General features: G+C 50.2%; 24 protein-coding genes and 1 tRNA gene. 8 read left to right on the top strand and 17 right to left on the bottom strand.

Annotation, left to right across the window (positions count from 1 at the left end; all coding sequences use genetic code 11):
• Both EKM94_RS10190 and EKM94_RS10185 read left to right on the top strand, forming a co-directional pair.
• Window positions 1-122: zinc ribbon domain-containing protein (locus tag EKM94_RS10190; protein ID WP_164511196.1), on the top strand; the 122-nt coding region annotated here is incomplete at its 5' end.
• Between the two features lie 581 nt (window positions 123-703).
• Window positions 704-776 (top strand) — tRNA-Ala (locus EKM94_RS10185).
• Between the two features lie 59 nt (window positions 777-835).
• Here EKM94_RS10185 and EKM94_RS10180 read toward each other — a convergent pair.
• From EKM94_RS10180 to EKM94_RS10140, 9 genes are all read right to left on the bottom strand, one after another.
• Window positions 836-1,672 (bottom strand): energy-coupling factor transporter transmembrane component T family protein, encoded by an 837-nt coding sequence (locus EKM94_RS10180; protein WP_125601380.1) that lies wholly within the window; start codon window positions 1,670-1,672, stop codon window positions 836-838.
• Window positions 1,659-3,356, bottom strand: a complete 1,698-nt coding sequence (locus EKM94_RS10175) for an ABC transporter ATP-binding protein (protein WP_125601392.1) — start codon at window positions 3,354-3,356, stop codon at window positions 1,659-1,661. Before EKM94_RS10175 ends, EKM94_RS10180 begins: the two co-directional genes overlap by 14 nt.
• Before the next feature lie 15 nt (window positions 3,357-3,371).
• Window positions 3,372-3,923, bottom strand: a complete 552-nt coding sequence (locus EKM94_RS10170) for an ECF-type riboflavin transporter substrate-binding protein (protein WP_125601377.1) — start codon at window positions 3,921-3,923, stop codon at window positions 3,372-3,374.
• Window positions 3,924-4,003: 80 nt separating this feature from the next.
• Entirely contained in the window at window positions 4,004-4,849 is an 846-nt protein-coding gene (locus EKM94_RS10165) for an SAM hydrolase/SAM-dependent halogenase family protein (RefSeq protein WP_125601375.1), read from the bottom strand.
• Between the two features lie 595 nt (window positions 4,850-5,444).
• Window positions 5,445-6,545, bottom strand: a complete 1,101-nt coding sequence (locus EKM94_RS10160; protein ID WP_125601372.1) for a cysteine desulfurase family protein — start codon at window positions 6,543-6,545, stop codon at window positions 5,445-5,447.
• Between the two features lie 11 nt (window positions 6,546-6,556).
• On the bottom strand, window positions 6,557-7,654 hold the full coding sequence (gene nadA, locus EKM94_RS10155) for a quinolinate synthase NadA (RefSeq protein ID WP_125601369.1): 1,098 nt from the start codon (window positions 7,652-7,654) through the stop codon (window positions 6,557-6,559).
• A complete protein-coding gene (gene nadC / locus EKM94_RS10150; protein WP_125601366.1) occupies window positions 7,651-8,493 on the bottom strand; it encodes a carboxylating nicotinate-nucleotide diphosphorylase in 843 nt (280 codons plus the stop codon). The genes nadA and nadC overlap by 4 nt, the downstream gene beginning before the upstream one ends.
• The gene (gene nadB, locus EKM94_RS10145; protein WP_125601363.1) at window positions 8,474-10,042 is read right to left on the bottom strand and encodes an L-aspartate oxidase; all 1,569 of its coding nucleotides are present in this window, start codon (window positions 10,040-10,042) and stop codon (window positions 8,474-8,476) included. Before nadB ends, nadC begins: the two co-directional genes overlap by 20 nt.
• A 164-nt stretch (window positions 10,043-10,206) precedes the next feature.
• Window positions 10,207-10,977, bottom strand: a complete 771-nt coding sequence (locus EKM94_RS10140; protein WP_125601360.1) for an NUDIX hydrolase — start codon at window positions 10,975-10,977, stop codon at window positions 10,207-10,209.
• 370 nt (window positions 10,978-11,347) lie between these two features.
• Between EKM94_RS10140 and EKM94_RS10135 the strand changes: the two genes are divergently transcribed.
• The gene (locus EKM94_RS10135; RefSeq protein ID WP_125601357.1) at window positions 11,348-11,809 is read left to right on the top strand and encodes a GtrA family protein; all 462 of its coding nucleotides are present in this window, start codon (window positions 11,348-11,350) and stop codon (window positions 11,807-11,809) included.
• A gap of 240 nt (window positions 11,810-12,049) precedes the next feature.
• Window positions 12,050-13,327 carry an alkaline phosphatase family protein gene (locus EKM94_RS10130; protein WP_125601389.1) on the top strand — a complete coding sequence of 426 codons (1,278 nt, stop codon included), beginning with the start codon at window positions 12,050-12,052 and terminating at the stop codon, window positions 13,325-13,327.
• Window positions 13,328-13,359: 32 nt separating this feature from the next.
• Here the strand turns inward: EKM94_RS10130 and EKM94_RS10125 are convergent, their stop codons facing one another.
• The gene (locus tag EKM94_RS10125; protein WP_125601354.1) at window positions 13,360-13,614 is read right to left on the bottom strand and encodes a hypothetical protein; all 255 of its coding nucleotides are present in this window, start codon (window positions 13,612-13,614) and stop codon (window positions 13,360-13,362) included.
• Window positions 13,615-13,761: 147 nt separating this feature from the next.
• Between EKM94_RS10125 and EKM94_RS10120 the strand changes: the two genes are divergently transcribed.
• Complete coding sequence (locus EKM94_RS10120; RefSeq protein WP_125601351.1) at window positions 13,762-15,012, top strand: MFS transporter; 1,251 nt, start codon at window positions 13,762-13,764, stop codon at window positions 15,010-15,012.
• Between the two features lie 104 nt (window positions 15,013-15,116).
• Here the strand turns inward: EKM94_RS10120 and EKM94_RS10115 are convergent, their stop codons facing one another.
• The 3 genes from EKM94_RS10115 to EKM94_RS10105 form a co-directional block, all read right to left on the bottom strand.
• Window positions 15,117-15,470, bottom strand: a complete 354-nt coding sequence (locus EKM94_RS10115) for a hypothetical protein (protein WP_125601348.1) — start codon at window positions 15,468-15,470, stop codon at window positions 15,117-15,119.
• A 39-nt stretch (window positions 15,471-15,509) separates the two neighbouring features.
• On the bottom strand, window positions 15,510-15,905 hold the full coding sequence (locus tag EKM94_RS10110) for a hypothetical protein (RefSeq protein WP_125601346.1): 396 nt from the start codon (window positions 15,903-15,905) through the stop codon (window positions 15,510-15,512).
• Window positions 15,906-15,986: 81 nt separating this feature from the next.
• Window positions 15,987-16,286: a hypothetical protein gene (locus EKM94_RS10105; protein ID WP_125601343.1), complete on the bottom strand. Its 300-nt coding sequence runs from the start codon at window positions 16,284-16,286 to the stop codon at window positions 15,987-15,989.
• A 176-nt stretch (window positions 16,287-16,462) separates the two neighbouring features.
• On the opposite strand from EKM94_RS10105, the gene EKM94_RS10100 reads away from it, so the two are divergent.
• From EKM94_RS10100 to EKM94_RS10090, 3 genes are all read left to right on the top strand, one after another.
• Window positions 16,463-16,840, top strand: coding sequence for a GntR family transcriptional regulator (locus EKM94_RS10100; protein ID WP_125601340.1), 378 nt, complete (start codon window positions 16,463-16,465; stop codon window positions 16,838-16,840).
• Entirely contained in the window at window positions 16,830-17,726 is an 897-nt protein-coding gene (locus EKM94_RS10095) for an ATP-binding cassette domain-containing protein (protein ID WP_125601337.1), read from the top strand. Before EKM94_RS10100 ends, EKM94_RS10095 begins: the two co-directional genes overlap by 11 nt.
• 74 nt (window positions 17,727-17,800) lie before the next feature.
• Window positions 17,801-18,718: a hypothetical protein gene (locus tag EKM94_RS10090; RefSeq protein WP_125601334.1), complete on the top strand. Its 918-nt coding sequence runs from the start codon at window positions 17,801-17,803 to the stop codon at window positions 18,716-18,718.
• Between the two features lie 137 nt (window positions 18,719-18,855).
• Here EKM94_RS10090 and EKM94_RS10085 read toward each other — a convergent pair whose 3' ends face one another.
• The 4 genes from EKM94_RS10085 to EKM94_RS10070 form a co-directional block, all read right to left on the bottom strand.
• On the bottom strand, window positions 18,856-19,989 hold the full coding sequence (locus EKM94_RS10085; protein WP_125601331.1) for a coiled-coil domain-containing protein: 1,134 nt from the start codon (window positions 19,987-19,989) through the stop codon (window positions 18,856-18,858).
• Between the two features lie 245 nt (window positions 19,990-20,234).
• Window positions 20,235-21,863, bottom strand: a complete 1,629-nt coding sequence (locus EKM94_RS10080) for an aryl-sulfate sulfotransferase (protein WP_225422208.1) — start codon at window positions 21,861-21,863, stop codon at window positions 20,235-20,237.
• 331 nt (window positions 21,864-22,194) lie between these two features.
• Entirely contained in the window at window positions 22,195-22,563 is a 369-nt protein-coding gene (locus EKM94_RS10075) for a TetR/AcrR family transcriptional regulator (protein WP_164511195.1), read from the bottom strand.
• Window positions 22,564-22,892: 329 nt separating this feature from the next.
• Window positions 22,893-24,674, bottom strand: coding sequence for an ABC transporter ATP-binding protein (locus EKM94_RS10070; RefSeq protein WP_125601325.1), 1,782 nt, complete (start codon window positions 24,672-24,674; stop codon window positions 22,893-22,895).

The following is a 24,674-nucleotide window of genomic DNA, read 5'->3' as shown; positions in this document are numbered from 1 at the left end:
TGGGTGAACAGAAACTAACGCTTGCCGATCGTAAATGGACGTGTCCATACTGTGGCACGTACCACATCCGTGATCACAACGCTGCTAAAAATATCTTGGCTAAAGGCTTAGCCCTTAACTAAGAATCACAGTCCGTCTGGCAACCTGCGAACTCTAAAGGCTTTGGTAATTAGCACGTAAGACCTGCTTGCAGGCGATGGCTGTATCTAAGCAAATTGTGGTCGTGTCGCCGTTAGGCGATGCTCTCACAAGCCTGTGACTTTAGTCACGGATGGTTGACTTTGATCCCCCTGATCCTTTGAAAACAAAACTAAAACATCGCTTACTAAAAGTAACTAAAAAGATTATACTTGTTCCCCGGATTTGACGCAAGTCCTTTGGTTGTGATGAGTTTCGTTTTGAAACTGATTAGGAATGACTGTTTTCTATTCTTGATCTTTCACTTAATTGCAGGTTTTGGTGGGTGTTGGTGGGGACGCAACCGCCTCAGGACGTTTGTCGTGGCTGGAAACGTGCTCACCGACCCAGCTCCCTGCGCTTAGCTACGTAATTGTTCCGGAAGCAAGGTGCGGCTTCCAAAACAATTACTAGGCTAATGCTCAGGAGCTACCCGGGTCGGTTCGCACTCTGGAAATTTTGGGGCTAGTCAAGGGGGCTATTTTGCGGTAGAATAGAAATTGTTCTGAAACAAGCATCAGCTATTGGGTCTTTAGCTCAGCTGGGAGAGCGCCTGCTTCGCATGTAGGAGGTCAGCGGTTCGAGTCCGCCAAGATCCATTTAATCGATCACGTTAAAACAGGAGCTGCCGCGGCAGCTCCTGTTTTTTTTTGCAATGTTAACCTTGGAAAGGATTATAAAAGCGGCCGTGGTCCAAAACTAAGAGTGCGACACCGCCAAGACAAAGGACGCCGACCACTGCTAACGCGATGTAATCAGCGGTTTGGAGGGGCTTGGCGATCAACCAGGTCCGACCTTTTTTCTTGCCGAAACGGCGCAATTCCATGGCGGCCGAAATTGTTTCGATGCGGTCAAGACTTGCGAAAATCAACGGGATCGCAATGGTTAGATTACCGCGAACGCGTTGAAACAGAGGCGCCTTGCCTGACAATTCGTTGCCGCGCGCCTGTTGCGCTTTGGCGATGGTCCGGAAATCCCCTTGAATGTCAGGAATATAGCGCAAGGCCAAAGAGATGGCGTAGGCGAACTTGTAGGAAACCCCAATGCGGTTGATACTGGAAGCCAACTCGCTGGGATTGGTCGTCAATAAGAAAATCAACCCCGGCGGAATCGTAACGAAATACTTGATCAGCAGGTTGGCCTCATAGAATAACTGTTCCTGTGTCAAAGTATAGCGGCCGACCCCGTTGAAGATCACATGCCGGGTGCCGTAGATCGTAACCCCATATTCCGGGGCAAACAGATAAACAGCCAACAAATTCAGCACGGAAAAGAATGCGATGAATTTGAGCACGACGACGATCTCACGATAACGGATCCGCGCCACCCGGAAAATAATCAATGAAAACAACGCCATCGTGAGCAGGAAACGCGTATCATAGGAAATCATTCCAATGACCGACAGCAACAGAAAACTCAAGAGCTTGGTTAGACCACTAAGGCGATGGATCGGGGTCTTTTTCGCTTGATAACCAAGCAGACTATTCGCTTCCATGGGTCACCTCCGCTTGTTCCTGTTGAATAAACGCGGCCACAAAACCGCTGGCGTCACTGATCTGGTTGTTCTCCGCCAAGCGATAAAGACTTGTTTCCCGCAGACTGGCCGACTTGACCAAGCTGGCTGAGGACAGGACCGCTGCGGGCGCCTCGTCCGCCAATAAACGGCCGTCCGTCAGCACCAAGGTTCGCTGGGTATTCTCCAACATTAAGTGCATATCGTGCGTGATCATCAATATCGTGATTCCTTGCTGATTCAATTGGCGCAAGAAGGCCATCATCTCACTATAATGGCGATAATCCTGGCCGGCTGTCGGTTCGTCTAGAATCAACAGTTCTGGTTCTAAGACCAAAATCGCGGCGATCGCCACCCGTCGTTTTTGCCCGTAACTCAACGCGGAAATTGGCCAATTACGAAACTCATACAGTCCACAGATCCGCAAGGTCGCCCAAACTCGCGGCTCGATTTGATCCGGCGCCACTCCGCGATTCTGCAAACCTAGCGCCACTTCGTCAAAAATCATATTTTTAGACAGCATTTGATTGCTGTTTTGCAGCACATAGCCGATTTTGTCGGCGCGCTCCTTAATACTATCGCCTAATAACGATTGCCCCCGCCACAAAATATCGCCACTTTGCGGCTGATAAAAACCGGTGATCAAATTAGACAAGGTTGATTTACCGGCGCCATTTTGACCAACTAAACTGACCATCTCGCCTTGGTTCACAGTCAAATCGATCTGTTTGATCACGGGTTCGCCGGGATCAAAGCCAAACGTCACCTGCCGTAAGGTCAACAAGGGCGTCGGGTGTTGCGCCGCCGCCTGGAATTGACCCTGCAATGGCGCTAAGGCCTGGGTGATTTCTGGTGCCACCAGCTGATCAACCTGGGTTAAATCGGCGAATTGGTTCAAATTGATTTGGGCCCGCTTCAACGCGGTGATATACAAAGGTTCACGAATCCCATAGCGCGTCAATAAATCACTGCGTAACAACGCGGTCGGGGTCAGATCCGCGACAATCTGGCCTTCATCCAACAGAATCACCCGATCGATCGGCGCCGCGAGCACCTCCTCCAAGCGATGTTCAATAATGATGGTGGTGAACTTTTGCGAGCGATACAATTGATCGATCATTTGGATGGCGTCATAACCTGTCTGCGGATCCAAATTGGCCAAGGGTTCGTCAAAAAGTAAAATCGGCGTTTCGTCGATCAGGACCCCAGCCATGGTCACGCGCTGTTTCTGCCCGCCGGACAATTCTTGGGGGTGATGCTGCAAGTGACGGGTCAGCTCTGTCCGTTGCGCCCAATAATCCACGGCCTGACGCATTTCCGGTTGAGCGATCATTTCGTTCTCCAAGGAGAAAGCAATATCCTCAGCGACGGTCAACCCAACAAACTGACTATCAGTATCTTGTAAAACAGTCCCCACATCCAAGGAAAGGTCATAGATCGACGCCTGGCCGAAAACCTGACCATTAACAGTTAGACTGCCGGTGGCGGTGCCCGGTTCATCTTGAGGGATCAAACCATTGAGGCATTTGCCCAAGGTTGACTTGCCCGAACCGCTGGCGCCCATGATCAAGACCTTCTCACCTTGCTGAATACTCAAGTTCAAATGGCGTAATGTGGGCTCGGCCTGACTTTCATATTTGAAACTAAAATCGTGAAACTCGATCATTTTCGTCATCTGGTCCTACGCTTCTTTATTCAAACTGCCTTTGCGCGTTTTCGTCTGCGCATAAGCCTTCAACAGAATCGCCCCAATCACCCCGGTCACGATCGCGTTGGTCAGCCCAGCGACGACCCCCTGGGTGAACGCTTTGTTCGGCGCTTCGGCGTAGATCAGAATATCACCCACTGGCGCGAGCACTAGCCAAGTTACCAAGTTAGCGATGGTTTCGCCGACCAAGAAGACAATCAATTCTTTTTTACCAAAAACACCTTGGTTGATGGGAATGCGCTTCGCTAACAGGCCAAAGAGAACCCCAAGAACCCCTGAGGCCAAGATCCAGGACCACCAAGCGCCATAAGTGGTTAAGTCGCCTAGCGCATGACCAATGAAACCCGCCAGCCCAGCGACGATTGGGCCATAAACAACCCCCAATAACGCCAAGAATGGATAGGCTGTGGCGATGTCTGTATTGGGAATCCCGGTTGGAATCGTCACAAAGCGCTTCAAAATGAAGAAAACCGCCGCCCCGATCCCGATCGCCACAATATGTTTCACTGTAAATTTCTTACTCATTGTTCTACCTCCAAAGTCTTGTCCCAGTAGGTCCACCCTACCACCAGTGTGCAATTTCAGGCAGTGTCGCCCGACGCCGCCTATTTCGGCGAGCGGGTAAGCTCGATCGTCCAATCATTGCCGGTCCCGATTTGATACGTGGTCGCGAAGGAACCAAGATTGATCCCCAGCCCCACATTCAACAGGGAATTGATGTACAAAACCGCCGATTCCGCGGGAACTTGAGCGAAGGACCGGCCAAAGATAACTTGGTCGTGATACCGGACGACACCCTGATAGTAAATACTCACGGATAAACTTTCGCCATACGCGACGGCCCATTTCTTGAAAAAATCCGCGGGAATATTGGTCCATAACGATCCGAAACGAACGTCGGTAATGTCGATGGTGCCCCGAATCGTGGTCTCCGTCTGTTGCGGCGCCTCCAAAGGAAAGGTCACCAACTCCGCCACTGGTAATTCCGGGCCTAATTCGGCGAAATCAACCTTCCCGCAAGCCAAGCGCGCGCCGTTATAGACATAAACATCACGTCCATGGAAGGTATGACTGGCTGAAGAACCGGCTAATCGCTGCGTCGCTTGGTCGATTTGACGGACCGCCTTGATTCCCACATACTTAGCCAAATAAGTCAACGTCCCATTATCAGGTGTGATGATGTACTGACCATCAGCCAGCTCAGCTACCACGGAACGGCGCGTTGACCCCACTCCTGGATCCACGACCGAGACGAAAACCGTCCCTGCCGGCCAATAACTGGCTGTTTGCCACAACCGATAGCTGGCGTCGTGAATATTATAGGGTTCGATCTCATGCGTCAGATCATTAATGACCAATGAGGGCTCGACCTGATAAGCTACACCGTACATTGCGCTGACCGCGCCATCCTGTAAACCGAAATCCGTTTGAATCACTAAAAAATTTGCCATTGCTGGTCCACCCCTATTTCTTTGATTAAGCGTTCATCGCTTACCGTTAATTGTCCACGCGGCGTCTCCCCAAGTGTCTGGCGCCGCGCGTGAAAGAAAAATGCCCTCAGCAAAAACAATTGCCAAGGGCATCCAACCTGCGTTACCACCTTTACTCATGAGATTCTCACGAACCTCACCTCGTTCAGTACCCAAAAACTTCTTGCGCCTTGGAGACTGTGCCATGTTAACGGTGGGCCACCGTATTTCCCTGATTGTTCGGAAAATCCGCTCAAAAACCATTTTCAAACCACAACCTCAGATCCAGTCTCACCAGTTCTGGACTCTCTGCGCTTAAGGCCATGATGCTACTTCTTTTCTCAATGCGTTTATGATGATTGATATCTAAAATAGCAGAATAACGGGACAAAGTCAATTATTTGCCGAAATAAATAGCCAACTTTTTTTGCTGTAAATTCAGCAAAAAAAGTTGGCCATGACAGAATCGTCTAATTTTCGCGCTCAGTTTCACCTGCAAGCCGAATCGAAAATAAACAGACTTTGTCGATAATAGTGCCGATAAAGTTCGTGTTTATCCAGCTTGATTAGCTGGCTTTCAACATGCTTGGGTCGCCAAGGCGGCTACCAGCTGGTCGATCTCGGCTGTAGTGTTTTCGGGGCCGAAGGAAACTCTTAGGAATCTGTCCGCTTCCTCCGCCGAATAACCTAAGGCGCGCAAGGTCGGGTCCGGTCGAGGATCTTTCAGGCTGCAGGCGCTAACGGTGGACAGGCAGATCCCCTGCTGGCCCAAAATCGTGGCGACTTCTTGGCCGGGATGGTGGGGCAATAGCAACCCACAAATTCCCGGGAACTCCGCTGTCGGCGCGACCGGCGTGAAAGCCGCCGGTAAATGGGTCAGCAAGTATTCTTTCAACCGGGCCAATTGGCGGTACGCCGCGGGCTGGTCCTGGCAATTGAGCGCTAACGCGGCGACCATACTGACGATGGCGGGCGTGTCTAACGTCCCTGGCAAGAACCCGTGTTGCTGGAAGACCGGATGGAATGGTCCGCTCGCTAAGGCCGTCGGGGCCAAATACAAGAGCCCACAACCTTTAGGTCCATTGAATTTATGCGCGCTGGCACTGAAGCCGGCCACCTGCGTTAGCTCCAGCGGTAATTTACCCACCGCTTGCACCGCATCAACAAACAAGGGAACGCCGGCCGCTTGCGCCACCGCGGCCAAGGCTGGCAGCGGCTGACAGATCCCGGTGATCGGGTTGGTCGCCTGGATCACGATCAAACCCGTTTCTGGCGTCAAAGCCGCGGTCAAGCTGGCCGGCGTAACATGACCGGCGGAATCCACAGGCAGTCGCTGGATTTGGTACGCCTCATGAGTGCTTAAATAGTCCAGAATCTGATAAACCGAGGCGTGCTCCAGTGGACTGACCAGAATTTGCTTTTTTTTGGTGCCGTGCGCCAGGCTGGTAATGCCCAAGTGATTGGCCTGAGTGCCCCCGCTGGTGAAAATCAAACCTTCACCGCTCACGTTTAATAATTGTCCCAGCTGTTGTTGCGCTTCTTGAATGAGTTGCCCAGCCGCCGTGCCCGCCTGATGCAAGCTTTCGCTATTGGCGTAGAAATCTTGCGCGACCCGCTGGTAAACCGTCAACGCAGCCGAACTCATCGCCGTTGTCGCGGCGTGATCGAAGTAAATCATCGTTTCCCCTCCTAAACACTTAAGGTCAACATCCGGTCCAGCGCTTGCTTCGCCCAAAAGGCGGTCTGCGCGTCAACCTTGATCACATTGCCCTCACGACCAGCGGCAACCTGATCCAGTGCCCAGGCCAAGTGGGGCAGATCGATGCGGTTCATTAAAATACACGAGCACGAAAACGGATTGAGCGCCATGATCTTTTTGTCGGGATATTGTTTGATCAGTCGGCCAACCAAGTTATTGTCGGTACCTACGGCGATCCGCGCCCCCTGAGGCGCTGCCTGAATATACTTGATGATCGCCGCGGTTGAGCCAAATTCATCAGCCGCTGCGACCACTTGGTGGGCGCACTCCGGATGAACGATCACTTTGATCTCCGGATACCGCGCCCGCAGCGCTGTGATCTGGCTGACCTTGAATTGTTGGTGAACCGAACAGTAGCCATCCCAAAGAATCACCCGCACCTGTTGCGGCGCCACTGCCTGCAAGCGATTTTCTTGAGCTAGCCATAGGCCCAATTCACTGGGCGCCAAGCCTAATTGCAAGGCGGTATTGCGCCCCAAATGCTGATCCGGCAAGAACAATAAACGCTTCGCCTGCCGCAAAGCCCAAGCGACGATTTTCGGCGCGTTGCTGGACGTGACCACGACGCCGCCATGCTGACCCACAAAGGCCTTGATCGCCGCGGTCGAATTGACATAGGTAATCGGTAGGATTTCCTGGCCATAGGTGGCGGTCAACGTTTGCCAGCAATGCGCTAACTGGTACGAATTGGCCATATCAGCCATGGAACAGCCCGCCATCGGATCAGGCAACAGCACATCTTGATCCGCGCCCGTCAAAATGTCCGCCGTTTCCGCCATAAAATGAACGCCACAGAATACAATTTTCTTCGCGTCATGATTTTCCGCGGCGATTTGGGCCAATTTCAACGAATCACCTTGGGCGTCGGCGAATTGAACAACCTCATCCTTCTGATAATGGTGGGCGACTAGAAACAGATCCGCGCCAAATTCGGCCTTGATGCGGCGGATGCGCTGGATCTGATCAGCCGGCGCTTCTTCATAGTATTGGTTAAAGGCGACCTTGTCGGCTAAACTGGTTAAAATCATGATTTCACCGCCTCTGTAAACACGCAACTGATGTCCACCGGCCGAACGTCATTGGTCAAATAACCTAAGGAAATGAAATCAACGCCAGCACCGCGATAATCCGCTAAATTCGCCAACGTGACGCCGCCAGAAACCTCGGTCAAAATACCCGCCGGTACCAACTGAGCCCACTTCCGCGCCGTCATTGGGGTTTGATTATCAAACATGATCACATCGGCGCCGGCGGCAATGGCCGCTTGTAACTCAGTCATCGTTTCGACCTCGACTTCCACCCGAAGCAAGGGACCTGCCACGGCTTGAGCTTGGGCGATCGCCGCCGCGACCCCACCGGCCGCCGCCAAGTGATTGTCTTTGAGCATCACGCCTTGATCGAGTCCCAGACGATGATTCACACCGCCACCAACGGTAACCGCGTATTTATCGAAGATTCGTAGCCCCGGCATGGTTTTTCGAGTATCGGCGATGCGGATCTGGTCATCGCCTAACGCGCTGACCGCCGCGCGCGTTGCCGTGGCGATCCCACTCATTCGCTGCAACAAGTTCAAGCTGACCCGCTCTCCGGCCAAGATCGTCGCCGCCGCGCCGTGGACTTGGCCAATCCGCGTGCCTGGGACCACGACCGCGCCTTCAGGAACCAATTGTTGGTAGGTGGCTGTCTTTCGACCCAGTAAATCGAAAATCCGTTGGGGCAGGTCTTGTCCACAAATCACCCCCGCTTGCTTTGCGACCAAATAACCACTAACTTGTTGCGAACCCCAAAACTGGCCGCTGACATCGCCAAAACCCAAGTCTTCGTCTAGAAATTCGCGTAAACGTTGCTCAACTTGCACAGGATTCATCTTTCCGTGCCTCCTTCCAATGATGGGCCCCTAAACTTTGTCTTTGCGCCAAGGCCGCCTGAGCGATCGCCCGAGCGCACAGACATAGATTAGCGATTGTATTTTGCGCGGGACTCAAGTCTTCTGGCGCGACAGTCTCAGCGTTGAACTGGTCCAACCAACGCAAGAAGCCATGTAATTGGTGGTGCGTCCGCTCGATGCCTAAGTTGGTCCAAGCTTGCTCTTGCAACTGGGCCAAGGAAGGTAACTTGACGATCGGCCGCTGGTTAGCCGCCCCAGCCGCCGATGCGGTGGTAGCGTCCGTCACGCTGGCGGCTCGCCCGACCCGACCCTGTTCTTGGCAAGTCCGTTCAATGTCTTGCGCCGCTTTGGCCCCGCTGACCAAACAATCCAGAAGAGAATTGCTGGCCAAGCGATTGGCGCCGTGAACGCCGTTACAGGCGACTTCGCCGATGGCCCACAACCCTGCCATTGACGTGCGCCCCGTCAAATCTGCTTGAATGCCGCCCATCATAAAGTGCGCGCCTGGCTGGATCGGGATCAATTTTGTTTGGCGAAATGGGACTTGATGCGCGTCCAAATTGGCCGTCACCCCGATAAAATGCTGCTCGAAATCCGCGACAGCACTGATATCAAGGAATGTTTGATGACCTTGCGCCCGCCAAACCGTTAACTGCCGGGCGACCACATCTCGAGGCGCCAGATCCTGTTGAGGGACTTGGGCCATGATCCGCGTTCCAACCTCATCAACCAAAACCGCCCCGGCGCCACGAATCGCCTCGGTGATCAGGCCATAACATTTCCCCTGCAACGACAATAGCGTCGGATGAAATTGTACGAAGGCCATATCCGTTAACGTCACGCCAGCGCGTAATGCCAAGGCCATCCCATCACCAGTAACAGTCGCGTCATTGGTGGTGAAGTCGTATAAATTGCCTAACCCACCCGTCGCCAAAACCACCGCATCGCCGTTGATCCGGGTCAAGGCACCGGCCTGATCGCGCGTCAGCACGCCGACACAGCGGCCTTCACGTTGGCAAAGTCGCACCACCGCGGTCTCCTCCCGCCATTGAATCGCGGTCGTTAGCTGTCCCTGCACAAAGCTGGTGACCGCCGCCCCAGTTTGATCGCCATCTGCGTGAACTACCCGCGGCCGCTGGTGGGCCCCTTCCAAACCAAAGGCCAGTTCGCCTGACGCGGTTTGATCGAATTGCATGCCGTTTTTGATCAATTGCCGCACTTCAATTGGGCCATCGCTGACCAACTGGGCCACCGCGGCTTTGCGGTTATGGTAATCCCCCGCGGCTAACGTATCTTGCTCGTGTTGCTGAGGAGAATCTCCCGGATCCAACGCCACCGCGATCCCGCCTTGGGCCAACATCGAATTGCTTTGCGCCCGCGTGCCCTTGGTCACCATGATCACCTGACACTTGGTTTGTAACTGCGCCGCTAAGTAGCAGCCCGCCAGCCCCGCGCCCACGACAATGACCCGCGGTTTGGTCGTGACTTGCTGTGAGATCAGACGCTTAGATTGCTTTACTTGACTCATTTCTAACTCATTTCCTTTACCGATTTTCGTCCCTACTTCGGTTTCCAATGATTAAGATAAAACCATTCAAACAATAAAGTATTTTTTACTTTTATTTCGTTAATAAAAAAGTACTTAATACTTTTATTAGACTAAAGCTACCATACACCTCTTGTGCTGAAAATTCAATCTTGAACGCTGGCCAACCGAAATAACTTGGCTGGTCGACCAATCGACCGGTTGCTGACGGTCCCCACTTCCACAAATAAATGCTGATGCGTCTTCTTGAAATTGGAATTGTCAATGGCTTGCACCGCTACCCCCAGAAAAGCCGCATAAATCGTCCGCGCCGCCTTCAAGGTGAAGTGCTCGCCTAGCACTAACAGAATATTGGGTTGATAATCCAATTTGTTCTTGATCCGCGCGCAAGCTATCGCCAAGATCCATTCGTGATCGAAGGCCAAATGCGTCGCCGGCTCAGGTAAATGTAACTGTTGATAATAACGCTCCGCACTGTCTGCGGCGGCAGTGACAAAGCGCAGATCACCATAGCGCAACTGAAACTGCGTCTGGTGCACCGAAAACGTAAACCACTGCGCGGCCAAGGCGCCATAGCCAGCTCGAAGCGGCGGCATCTCCGGCAAAAAGGTCATGTATGCCAACGACAGGGCCCGCGCGCCTTCTGACCGCCGCTGATCCGTAAAGGTCGCCAATTGTTCTGTATGAAAGGCCGCCAAGTTCAGGCCGATTTTCTCTTTGATTAAGCGCAGGGCCGCTTCATCCGCGCTTTCATTAGCCCGCATAAATGTTTCCGGCAAAGCCCAGCGACCCGCGTCCGGCTCACTGGCCCGTTGCACCAGCAGTAATTGCAACTGTCCGGTCGCCCGATCGAAACTCCAAATAATATTGGTGATCGTAATAAACGGCTGTTCCAAAATCATTGCTGTATCCACCATCAGTTTCACACTCCATGCTTACATTTTAGCAGATTGCCGCTAAAGCACAAAGTTTTCCCACCGACGTCACAGCATGGTCACGCTGTTCACAGAATCTTCCCCTGCTGATACTGCAAAAGCGAGTTGTCAATGTTATACTTAGCAATGTTACGACCGATGATCGCGCGGTTACCTATGCCTATGGGCTGCTAGCGTAATTGCGCCACCGCTTTTCGATGCAATCAAAGCAATGTGCTCAATGCGATGCGCCCAATGCGATGCGATTAATGCAATGCGCTCAAAGCGGCGCTAGTCAATGAATTGGTTGTTAACTTAGTCCGACCGCAGCAAATAACGTTTCGTCAACATCAACAAGGACAGTGATGCCATCATGAAAAAAGAGAATCTGATTACCCGCCTGTTAAAAATCAAAATCGTCCAACAGTTCATTAAATTTGGCTTAGTGGGCGCCTTGAACACGCTTTTGACCCTGGCGATCTACTATCTAACTTACCGCCAAATCGGGCCGTCATTGGCCAACGGTTTAGGTTTCTTATTAACTTCGATCCTCGGCATCTACCTGAACTTTAAATTTGTTTTCAAGGCTGAGCATTTCAGCGCCTGGACTTTGTTCAAGTACTATGCGACCTATGGCGTTTCCATGCTGATCAGCATGTATGTGCCCCACCTGTGGGTCAACGTTTGGGGGTTGGACGCGCGCATTGCCCCGCTAATTTCACTATTGATCACGATTCCGTTCAACTTTGTCTTTATGCGTCTCTGGGTCTTCCCTAGCAAAAAAACCACGGTTGCCGCGGAGACCTCGCAGAAATCGCAGCAGCCAAAAAACTAACCCTTGTCGCCACGTTTGCCCCCAAACATGGCGTTTTTTTCATTTCCAGTGTCGCGGCGTCACAATCACGAAAAGGACGCGTTCATCAGTTGAACGCGCCCTCTCCTGAAAGGCGCGCCATCATTGACGAAGATTCGCCAAGCTCTAAGGCTTGCCACCTTACATCTGAGGGTCAATAAGCGTATAATTGACCCATGAATAATTAAAAGTAAGGGAGTTTTGAGCTTGGCAAATAAGCATATGGTCATTATTTCACTGGACTCACTGGGTTATCGCGATTTGCGCGAACACATGGATGAACTGCCGACATTGAGGCAACTGATCCAAACCGGCGCTTGGGCTAAGTCAGTCACAGGGGTCTATCCCACTTTGACCTATCCTTCTCACACGACGATCATTACAGGCCAATATCCCAATGTTCATGGCATCGTCAATAATACCAAGATCCAGCCAGAACGACGCTCGCCTGACTGGTTTTGGTATCAAAAGGACGTTAAATCAACAACTTTGTATGATTTGGCCCGTCAACAAGGCTTAACCACAGCCGCTTTTCTCTGGCCTGTCACCGCCGGAAGTAAAATCACCTATAATTTAGCCGAGATTTTCCCAAATCGAATTTGGACCAATCAAGTCTTGGTTTCGCTTAAAGCCAGTTCGCCGCTGTTTATTTTGGAACTGAATCATAAATATGGCAAAATGCGGCAAGGAATCAAGCAACCACAGTTAGACGCGTTTCTAACGGCTTGCGCGGTGGATACTTTAAAAAATAAAAAACCAAATCTGACCTTGATCCACTTGGTCGCCATGGATAGTATGCGCCATCGCTATGGCGTTCGTTCACCAGAGGCCATGGCCGCATTACGTAAATTGGATCAGCAGGTCGCGCAATTGATCCAAGCGACTAAAGATGGTGGTTATTATGAAGACACTAATTTCGTTGTTCTCGGCGACCATTATCAAATCAACGTTGATAAAATGATCCATCTAAACACGCTTTTCGCGCAGAAGGGCTGGCTCAAATCAGAAGCCGATCAGACCTTCAAAGAATGGTCGGTTATGGCTAAAACTTGTGACGGCAGTACTTATATCTACACGAAAAACTTCAACGATCTGGCTCAATTACAACAAGTGATTGGTCAGGTCGAAGGTGTCGAAAAGATCTATCGACGTAAAGCCGCGCTCCAACGCGGCGCAGATCCAGCTTGCACTTTAATGGTCGAAGCTAAAGAGGGTTATTATTTCACTGATGAAAGTGAGCGACCAATGATCGTTGAAACAGTCGATCCTGCTTCATTAGGAACACCAGACCGCTATCATGGCGTTCATGGCTATGATCCTGACAAACCTGATTATCAGACAACCATTTTGTTCAACGGCCCCGCAGTCGCTGCCGGCGTCACACTTGAACACGCGAATTTAGTTGACGAGGCCCCGACATTCGCCAAACTCCTAGGCGTTGAATTCCCCGAACCACTAGCCGGACATTGCCTAGACGACGTGATCAAAAACAAAGAGTGAGAGCTACACAGGTCGGTTATCATGCCCGCGGCTTACGCTGCGAAATTCGGGGTGAGCTCGCTGTGGGCGCTGTTTTGAGACAATCCGCAAAGTACGCGGCTTGTCTCAAAATCAGGCCTTGTCCTAAGCGGCAAAGCCGCCAAGGACAATTTCACGGCGATCTCACCCCGAATTTCTCCGCTCCAGCCACTCAACGTTTTAGCAGCCGTTCGAGCACTCACGCCGGCCGGCAAGCTATCGCAAATTGATGGCGAGCCACGCAATTGACGACCATGGCTAGTGATCACATTTCAAAACAGAGTGCGAGCCAGCCTGGGTAGCTTCTGAGCATTAACCTAGCCAGAATTTTGGAAGCGTACCTTGCTTCCGGAAGCCTGGCGTAGTTAAGCGGAAGAAGCTGGGCTGGCGCAACACGTTTCAAAAAGGAGAAGAACATGAGGTTAAATAAAAAACAATGGAGTTGGGTTTTCTATGACTGGGCCAACTCAGGGTATGGCATCATCGTCACCACGGCGGTGCTCCCCGTCTATTTCAAAGCAGTCGCCCAAGATAATGGGGTCAGCGCAGCCAATTCGACAGCCTACTGGGGTTACGCCAATAGTATTGGCACGTTATTAGTGTCCTTACTGGCACCTGTTTTAGGCGCGTTAGCAGACTACCGGGGCTTCAAAAAGAAGATGCTCAACGGCTTTGCCTGGTTGGGCATCATCATGACCACCGCCTTAAGTTTCGTCCCAACTAATCAATGGAAATGGCTCCTGTTTGTCTACATTCTCTCGATCATCGGCTATTCTGGTGGGAATTTATTTTACGACAGTTTCTTGACCGATGTAGCTCCTGACGACGAGATGGACAAGCTTTCTTCCTATGGCTATGGTTTTGGCTATTTAGGCGGTGTGCTCGCTTTTATTTTGTTCTTGGTCTTACAACTGACCAAAGGGTTCGGCCAATTATCCAGTTACGGGGTCGCCCGTTGGAGTTTCGTTCTCGCCGCGATCTGGTGGGTCATCTTCTATATCCCGATCCTGCGCGATGTTCAACAGGTCTACGCCATTGAGCCCGACAAAAATCCGATTGTGGATAGCTTCAAACGGGTCTGGGGGACTTTGAAACATATTCGTCAATATAAGGCCGCCGCTTGGTTCCTCGTCGCTTATTTCTTCTATATCGATGGGGTCGACACGATTTTCACCATGGCCACTTCGATCGGGATGGACATTGGCGTTAACACCACCATGTTGATGATGGTCCTGCTGGTTGTCCAATTGATCGCTTTTCCGTTCTCGCTGTTGTTCGGCTGGCTGGCCAACAAAACATCGACCCGGATCGGCATCCTGACGGGTATCGTCATCTACTTCTTCATTTGCATCTACGCCTTTTTCTTGAACTCTGTTGGCGATTTCTGGTTCTTAGCCGTATTGATCGGTACCAGCCAAGGCGGCATCCAGGCTCTAAGTCGATCTTATTTCGGTAAACTGATCCCCAAAGAGTCCGGCAGTGAATTCTTCGGCTTTTATAATATCCTGGGTAAGTTCTCCGCCGTCTTGGGACCAGTCATCGTTGGGGTTGTGACCCAATGGACTGGCAAATCAACGATCGGCGCCGCTTCCTTAAGCATTCTCTTCCTAATTGGGCTGGTGATTTTCCTTTATCTTCCGAAACTGACGCGGGAGAAGGCCAATTGATTTTCCGTTTAAATTGATTCTTACTGATCTAGCACGCAAAAAAGACACCTTTCACTTAAACGAAAGGTGTCTTTTTGCATCCGTCAGGCGCGCCGCTGCGGTGATCAATCCGCGTCCGCGTAGTAATGCGAGCGGACGATCAACGTATAAATGACAATGATCCCGCCAAGAATCAGCGCTAAGGAGAAAACAAAGTGAGTGCTCAAGAATTCTTGACCAAACCCAATCACCCAAATCGCCTGCGCCAAAATGAAATTAAGCGTATCGGTAATCCGTTGTTTGTGGACTCGACTCGTGATCAGCGTCAAATAAGCAATCGTGGCCAGGAATAGCACGATGAAGAAAATATAGCCAAAAATCTTGTTGAGTTCTAAAAATATCAGTAGTCCTAACAGAAACTCAATGATTACTAAAACGAATGTTTGCCAACCATTCGGTACTTTTTTCAGCCATGTCATCGCTTGTCCTCCAGATTTAGTGATTCAATAATTTCAATTTTAGCGAACTGGGCCGAGAAATGCAATGGTTCTGGGGGGGTGTGGAACGCTCCGCTTAGCAAAAAGTAGGATGGCCGCAGCTTGCGCTGCGAAATTCGGGGTGAGCTCGCTGTGGGCGTCACTTTGAGCTTCGCAAAACCCGCGAATCTCAAAGCTGAGCCTTGTCCTAAGCGGCAGAGCCGCCAAGGACAATTTCACGGCGATCTCGCCCCGAATTTCTCCGCTCCAGCCGCTCAACGTTTTAACAGTCGTTTGAGCACTCACGCCAACTGGCAGGCTATGGCCAATTGATGGAGATCCACGCAATTGACGGCCATGGCTAGTGGTCACCAGCCTTAAATTGGTGACACCAGCACAGTCTGTCTGATAAACTACGGCAAGTTCTTGTTGAATCAACTGAATCGGTCATTTTACAACCCGAACCCACTTAGGAAAGCGCGATAAAGTTGTCGGCTCTATCCGAAATGTACCAACGAACTAATCCGAATCTGTTGGCATTGCCGTACCACCATAAAAGTGGGCAATTGTTTGACCTCTAGCTCGCAAAACCACTTCGTCAAATCCTTCGCTTCGATTGCGGATCGGCTCAATTCTGCCTAGCAACCGGCTGGGACTGCGCGGCTCAGTGGTGAAATTGTCCTTGGCGGCTTTGCCGCTTAGGACAAGGCTCGATTTGAAGACAAGCCGCGCACTTTGCGGATTGGCTTCAAACGATGCCCACCACGTTCCAGTCCGCAACAGCAGTCCCAGCCGGTTGCGCTCACGCGCAACACCCACCCACACCCGCAATCAAACAAGGATTCAAGAACAGGAACCAGCCGTTCCAAATCAGTGCAAAACGACGCCCACGACATGCCAGCAATCCCTGATCAGTTGAAAAAAAGTCAGAAGAAGACTTGCTTTTTCACGGTGTACTGTGCATAATAGTACACGTAGACAAGGAGATGATGAGCATGGTCGCGCCAAATTATTCTGGCTTGGCAATTTATGAGCGTTTAGCGCTCAAAATCAAAACACAGGTCTTACAAGGTGTGCTTCAACCAAGTGACAAACTTCCTTCTGTCCGTGAAATGGCTTTACAGGAACAACTTAATCCCAATACAGTCGCTAAGACTTACAAACTATTAGAAGAACAACAGGTGATCTACGTCGAACCGGGCAAGGGCTCTTTTGTGAGTCAGATGCAGACTACCGCTGATGAACGGACCAGCACTAAATTCAAAGCACAATTTCGTCATTTGATCATTGCTGCTCGCGCTCAAGGTATCCAACAGGTGCAGTTGGAGCAATGGTTAGCTGAACAATTTGAGGAGGAGAATCATGAAGCTTGATGTGACTAATCTAGCTAAGTCTTTTAGACAACAACCAATTTTGAAACAGATCGATTTTTCTTGGACCGATCAGGAGATCATCGGACTAGTTGGCCGTAATGGTGCCGGTAAAACTACCCTACTTAACTGTTTAACCAATTACTATCAACCAGATCAAGGGGGGATTTTCCTGGATGAGGTCGGGTTGATGGAGAAACCCGAATTGCGACAACATCTAGTCGCGGTCGATCCGCAGCATCCGTTCCTTCAATCCGAGCGCTTGACGGCAATCAGTGACTATTACCAACTGGCTTATCCCAACTTTGATAAGCAACAATTGCAGAAATATTGGCTCAGCAATCAAATCGAGCAAAATAAACACTATCGCGAGTTCTCCAAGGGACAACAAGCCTTTATCTGCATCACCTTGGCGATTTGTTGTCGCACTGAATTCGTGATTTTGGATGAACCGTTTGATGGTCTGGATCTGATCGTGCGTGATAAGATCGTTCGTCTGATCATCGCCAACAGCACGAAATACCACTGCGGTTTCTTGATTGCTTCCCATAATCTGAACGAGTTGGACGGACTTTGTGACCGTGCGCTTTTCTTGAATCACGGGATGATCACGCAGGATTACGCTTTGGAAACGACGCGGACGCAGAGCAAGAAATTCCAATTGGTCTTTCGCCAGCAAAAAATTCCCGCATTGGTTTATGAGCGGGGTAAGATCTTAACGGTGCGCGGCCGTGTGTTGGAGGTAGTCTTCACAAATTACGATAACGGTCTAGCCACGGATCTCGCCGCGCTAGAACCGGTTTTATGCGAAGAACTGCCCTTGGAACTAACTGATCTTTTTAAGGCAGAGTATCGGTCAACTTCAACAGGAAAGAAGGTCCTAGCATGACCAATCTGCAGAAAATAATTTGGAAACGACATCGTTGGCTAATTTTTATATTTATCGGAGCCTTGGCGATTCTTTTGGCAAAATTGGGTGCTGACCTGAGTAATGCCGATATTAAAGTTAATTATTTGAGAACACTGCGGCACTCCACCACAATGAATGTGCTTGATCCCTTTGGTTCGATTTTGCTTACCTCGCCGACTGCGATCAGTTATCTCAGTTTCTTTTTCGTGCTGATCACGTCGTTTATTGATCGTCAGACTGGTTTTACTGACTTTCTTATGAGCACGGGACATCGCCGTCAAGAAATCGGCTGGGCTTTGTTACGTCAGAATTTGGTGATCACTTTAAGTGCCGCAACTGTCGCTGTCCTCTTTCTGACTGGCAATTTCCTCTTCACGATCGGTCTGGACGCCCCTCAACTACTATTGGGGATCGCCTGGTCTTGGATCCGGGTCATCTTAGCAACGACCGTCTTGGATCTAACCGCAACGTTGTTTGGTAACCTTTTCTCCGGAATTGGTGGTTTGATCGTGCTGGCCGACTTGATCTATATCTTTTCTATCATCATTAACAACACGGCTAGAAAATTCCCGATTCTGAGTCTCATCGTAACTGGCTATGGTAGCTACAGTAATTCGAGTCAGCATCCGGTTTCCCAACCACTATTGCTCATTGGTCAACATCTCTTGCTTTACTTGATTGTGATCAGCGTTTACTCCTGGCTACTTAATTACTGCTTCAAGCATTGGTCAGCCGAACAGCGCCAACGCTCACTAAGTCTGGATCAATTTCGTTTACCTTTGCTGATCATCACCGTCGTTCCATTCTTCACCCTCTGGATCATCCTTGATTTTAATAGTTTGACCGTCGGGGAAATGACCATGGCTTTGTTAACCGCCAGTCCGATCATCATTTGGTATTTCTGGCCTTTAGTCACCCGCCTATTCACCGTGCGAACCTTCCAGCAGAAAAAGCAGTCGCTGGATCAATAACACCACAACCTTGTAAAGCAAAAAAATACCACGATCATTGCCAGCCTGACCCAGCCGTTAAGGCCAATCTGGCTCAATCATGATCGTGGTATTTTTATTTTTGGTTATGGGGATGCCTCAAGAGTACCCCGTCGCAACTAAAAGTCGTTCCAGTTATCGTCATCCTGCTGCGGGCCTGAATACCAGTTTGGTTGGCCTGCCGCAGTGGCTGTGACGTCAGGTTGCTCCGCTGGCGCTTGTGCCTGTGTTGGTTCGTGGTCAGCCTGGTTAGTGTTCTGTGCGGAATTGTCCTGATTTTTATGTGGTCTGGCTTCGGCTTGGGTATTATTGTCTTGTTCGACATCACCCTGTTCAGCCTTGCTTTGAGGCTGGTCTTGATCAGCTTCTGCTTGGCCCTTCTTTTGTTCCAATTCAGCCAACGCTTGCTGCGCCCGCTGAATTTCCTGCTCAACGTCGGCTTTATCAATTTCGCCTTGCGCGCGTTTTTTGCTGTTAAATAAGGACCGCACATCAATCATTCGTTGGGTGAAGCGCAAGATTTTTATGGCTAGACGTGCTTCGCCAGGACTGTCAAAATCTTGCGTGTCTCCAAGCTGGCGAGCTTGCGCAGCTGTTTCCTCAGCTTCGGCGTCTTTAATGTCCGCCGCCGCTTCTGCTTTGACCTCTTTCAGCTCATCTTGAGCTTCTTGCAAGTCTTCCTGGGCATCGGCGATTTCTTCTTGACCATCTGCGCGGGCTTCATCAACATCAGCATGCGCTTCTTCCAAGTCATCTTGCGCATCACCAACTTCATCTTGTGCGTCAAACACAGCATCCTGGGCATCACTTAGGACATCTTGCGCCGCATCCGTTCCAACTTTTTCAGCGTATTCGCGGGCCGCGGTGGCGTGTTCTTGGGCCAAGTGAAGATTTTCTTGAGCTTGCGCCAGATTAACTTCGGCTTGGCGCACGTCGGCCTCAGCCTCCTGTAAGTCCGCCGCAGCCTTGCTTTGAGCTTTCTCAACGCAGGCGCTAGCTTGCTCAATCTCCCTTTCCGCGGCTTTAATGGCGGCGGCGGCTTCACGTTTTACTTCCGCGGTCTCAGCCGCGGTTTCAGCCCGCAGTTGCGCTAATTCTGCCGCAGCCTCATCGAGGTCACCCTCAGCTTCACGTTTTTCTCGAGCAAATTCTCTGCCAAATTTGTGGGCAGTTTCCTGATCATCCCAAACCTCCTCGTCAACTGCGCTCAAATTCTTTTTTTTGCCTGAACTTCCATAGAACAAAATCGCCATGTTAACTCCACCCTTCTTAAAAGCAGCTCAATTTCAATCTCATATTATGAAGTAATTGTAATCTATTTCTCATTAATTGCCAATCCGCCTAAAGTCCCAATCCTGATTTATTGATTGGAATTACCTCGATCGCCTGGAAGCCAACCAGGCGCAATCATAATAAAAAACCGCCAGCCCCAAGTCGGAGCGGCGGTTTCTCGATTCAAATCGGCGTGCTGGGCAAAAGCCAATCATCAGCTAATTTTCTATTGGGTGACATCAAACAGATAATTCTCATCATAGGTGGCCAAACGATACGCCCGATACACATAAGCCTTGGCTGAAGGGTTTGACACGGTCAAATTATACACCTGCTTCTGACCATCGACCTCGATGATATTGCTTTCCGTGGCGTCATTCTTCCAGCCGAAGTCAATCAAGTAGTTGCCATTGCTCAATTTCTGTGTGTAACCGATCGCCGGGGTAAAATTGGCCTTCCCTAAGGATTTGCCGTAAGACCAAGTTTCCGTGATGGTCATCTTATCCGTATCAATATGGTATTGAACCCCTTCGGAATATTTACCGCTGGTGTCTTTGTCGCCGTTGGTCACGTTGATATTGTTGTTATAGAGCAAAATATCTTCACTACTTGGATCCCCCTGCTCATCTTCAAGTAGATTGATGCCGTGTTGACCGCCAAGCACGGTGGTCCCCTTGGTTGGACTTAGCAAGAATTGTTGATATTTAGTCGGCCAGGTCGATTTCTGCTTACCTGAGTAGATCCATTTCAACTTGGTCGTTTTCAGGTCCATTTTCAAAATCATATCTTGGTTCCGACCGGAGATCAAAATACTCTGATCATTTTTGTCATACCAAACCGCGTTTTGATGGAACCAGTCCACCGTACCCGCGTCGGATTCTTGATATTCTTGGTACATCGTTTCCGGCAGGATCCGCTTTAGATCAATGATTTGCTTAACTTTACCCGTTGTGTGGGAAATCACTGCCATGGTATCTTCAACATACTTTGAGCCATCACTGACGGTGGCCAGCAAATCATGGTTCGGCAATTCAATAATGTCGTGGTGGATCACCGTTTTGTCATCGCCAGCCTGCTCGCTATTCCCGGTCTTGGTATCAAATGTATATTCCTGATAGATCCGACCTAAATAATCTGTTTCCAGCAAATCATTATACGTATCCCCATCCTGATCTTCCTTAGTCAACATCAAGAGATGTCCGTTGCTGATTGGCTGCAACATATGTTGGACATAATACGTGGAATACCACCGCACCGCACCATCCGCGTCAACGGCGAAGGATTCTTTCGTCGTCCGAACCAAGAAAGTTAATTGATTATCACCAATTGCCATTTTCTTCTTATCATTCTTCGTGACGGTGATCTTGGTCGACTTGATATATTTCGGCAGGGTCGTGCTGGTGGTGATGGCCAACTTCTGCGTGGTCGTCGTTCCGCTGGCCGTTTCGACGGTGACCTTAACTGTATTATTTCCCGCATAAAGCCCGACCACCGGGACTTGATGCTGGGTCTGATAACCGCCATTGACCGTATTGGTAATCGAAGTTCCGGTTGATTTTCCCACGACTGTGTAAGTCACCTTGGCCTTTTCAGCCGTTGTGAAAATCACCAACGCGGTGAGCGGTGAGGTTTCATAAGGATTGACCTTGATGTAAGGTTGCGCCAATGTGTAATCAGCGTTGGCCAAGGCTGCCTGATAGGTTTTATTCGCCTCAGTTTGATCGTCCGCTCGGGTCGTAACCAATTTTGACCCCAGGTTTTCAATGATTTGTTCCTTGGTCAAAGGCGTTTCGACATCCTCATCGGCGATTGCTTGTGTTTGGCAGCCACTTAAAACCACTAAAACACTGGCCATGACTATCACACCTGCTATTCTCATTAATGTTCGATGTCTTTTCACTTTTTCATCCAGCTCCTTCAAAAAAACTTATTTATTCATAATAAGGTAAAGTTTTGAAAGCTTAATGAAAAAGATGATCGAGATATGAACATTTTGTAAGACTTATGTGACGATTTTGTAAGATTAGTCTGGCGCGACGCTGACGGATGAAACAAGCGAACACGAAAAAACTAGCCCGCAACACCGCGCTGGCTAGTCTCTAGATGTGGATCAGATCAGGCGAGGCCGATCGTCGCGATGGCCAGAGCAATCACTTGGTCGAAACGCTGATCGATCTCCGCTGGCGTCAAACTAGCGAAAAAACCGCCTGGGTCTGAGGACTTTGGCGGGTATTCAAATCCAACAGTACCGGCGCCAATTCAGCGTGATCCCGCGTCGCGCACCGAAATTCGTGGGCGAAGGTCATGAGCGCCTCGGTCCCAGATACACCCACCAATTCTTGAACGACGGTTTGCGTCACTTCGTTAACAAATTCAGCGCCCACTAGATCCAACAAGTCCGCCAAACCGGTGACGTAATTATAAACAGATTGCGGCCGAATAGCCAACGCGTCCGCCACATCCCGTAAGGTCAGCTCGGTCAATCCTTTTTCTTCAATCAAGTGTTCTGTGACCGCCAGAACTTTAGCCCGTGTCAAATCTCTTTTTCTTGCCATGTTATCGCCCATTTCTAAATGCTCACTTCTTATTATACGTGTTCCTCACACCCACTTCAAAACAAAAAAGTGATTTCATCGCCGGCGAAACGCTGGTAATGAAATCACTTATCCTAATTAAGGCTAGCATGAAAAAACAAGATGCGCTGTCAAAACACTGGCTAGGCTAACGCTCGGGAACTGGCCAGGTCGGTTCGCGCTTTGATTTGAAACGCGCTTACCGACCTAGCTTCTTCCGCTTAGCTACGCAAGGATTCCGGAGGCATGGACCCGCCTCCAAAATCTTTGCTAGGCTAATGCTCAGGCGCTAACCGGGGTAGTTCGCGCTCTTATTCAAAGACCATTTGGTTGTGGTAGAGTTCGGCGTAGAAGCCGTTTTCTTTCAAGAGGGCTTGGTGGTTGCCTTCTTCGATCACTTGGCCATCGCGGAGCACGACGATTTTGTCGGCGTTGAGGATGGTCTTCAACCGGTGGGCGATCACGAAGCTGGTCCGGCCGGCGATCACGTTGTCCATGGCGGCTTGGATCTGCGCTTCGGTCACCGTATCCACATTGGAGGTGGCCTCGTCCAGAATCAACAACTTCGGATTGGTCATGATCGTTCGCGCGATCGACATCAATTGCTTTTGACCCGCGGAGAAAATCGTATTCTCATCGCTGATCATGGTGTCATAGCCATCATCCAAAGTCATGATGAAATCATGGATCCGCGCCTGTTGCGCCGCGGCGATCATCTCATCATCACTGGCTTCCGGCTTCCCGAATTTAATGTTCTCGCCGATCGTCCCGGAGAAAAGTTGCGGATCTTGCAGAACGATCCCGACATTTTCCCGTAAGGAGAACAGATCCATTTCCTTGATCTCCGTACCATCAAAGGTGATCTGTCCTGAATCAAGATCATAGAACCGGTTCAACAGGTTCATTACCGTGGTCTTGCCTGAGCCAGTCGGGCCGACTAACGCGACCATCTGGCCCGGATCCACATTGATATTGACCCCATGGAGGATCTCTTTTCCAGGTTGATAACTGAAGTGGACATCCTTTAACTGGATCCCCTGGTCGATCGTCGTCAATTCCTGACCGTGGGCGGGGTTGACCTCATCAGGTTGTTCCCGCACTTCATTGATCCGACGCGCGCCTGTGATTGCTAATTGGATCATGGTGTACAGGGACGTCAGGGAAATGATCGGTTGGTAATATTGTTGCGCGTACTGAACGAAGATTACCACAAGGCCCAATCCAGCAGCGACTGACATTTGCTGATTCATCACTAAACTTGAACCGACAAAAATCACCAGCGCCGTATTGAACAGCGACATCCCTTGCATCAGTGGGAACAAGATTCCTGACCAGATCTGACCGCGCAACGTCGATTTCTTGACCTTGGCGTTGTGTTTCATAAATCCAGCGATCGAGTCCTTCTGCAGACCATTGGTGATGATTACTTTCTGCCCAGTGATCTGTTCATTGATATAGCCATTCAACTTACCAATATCATCTTGTTGCGCGTTGACATATTTCTGGGCTTTGACGATAATGATCGCCGCCAAAATCACGGCCACCGGCGTTGACGCCACGGTGACCCAGGCCAAAGTCACATTTTGTCGGAACATCATAATGATCATACCGATAAACAAGGTGATACTGGAGAAGATCTCAAAGAGCGCCTGGTTCATCGCGTTGAAAATGTTATCTAGATCTGACGTATAACGGGCCAAAATATCCCCGTCCGAGTGAGTGTCAAAGTAGCTGACCCGCATCCGTTGCATTTTACGAAACAGGCCGATCCGCATCGTGCCCGTCGAACGCCCGGCGATCTGCGAAATGATCAAAGAACTGATCAACATCGCCACCGCGTTGAAAATATAAAACCACATCAATTTGATCAAGGCGCTGTTGAACGCCGCCTTTGAAGCCTGCGCGCGAGTTGCTGGATTGGACCAAACTTGGAGATATTTGGCCAGATCACTGATCGCGTCACCCATAAACACAGGCACTTTGACCTGTAAATAGGTCGCGACGATCGTTAAACCTAAAACGACCAACAACCCGAGCCAATATTTTCGGAGATAATGGGCAAAGAACTTACCCGCACCTTTTAAATCACTCAT

This window comes from Lapidilactobacillus achengensis (assembly GCF_003946655.1).
In the GTDB taxonomy this organism is placed as follows: Bacteria; Bacillota; Bacilli; order Lactobacillales; family Lactobacillaceae; genus Lapidilactobacillus; species Lapidilactobacillus achengensis.
Note: the sequence above shows the minus strand (reverse complement) of the source record. Positions and strands in the feature narration are given on the sequence as shown.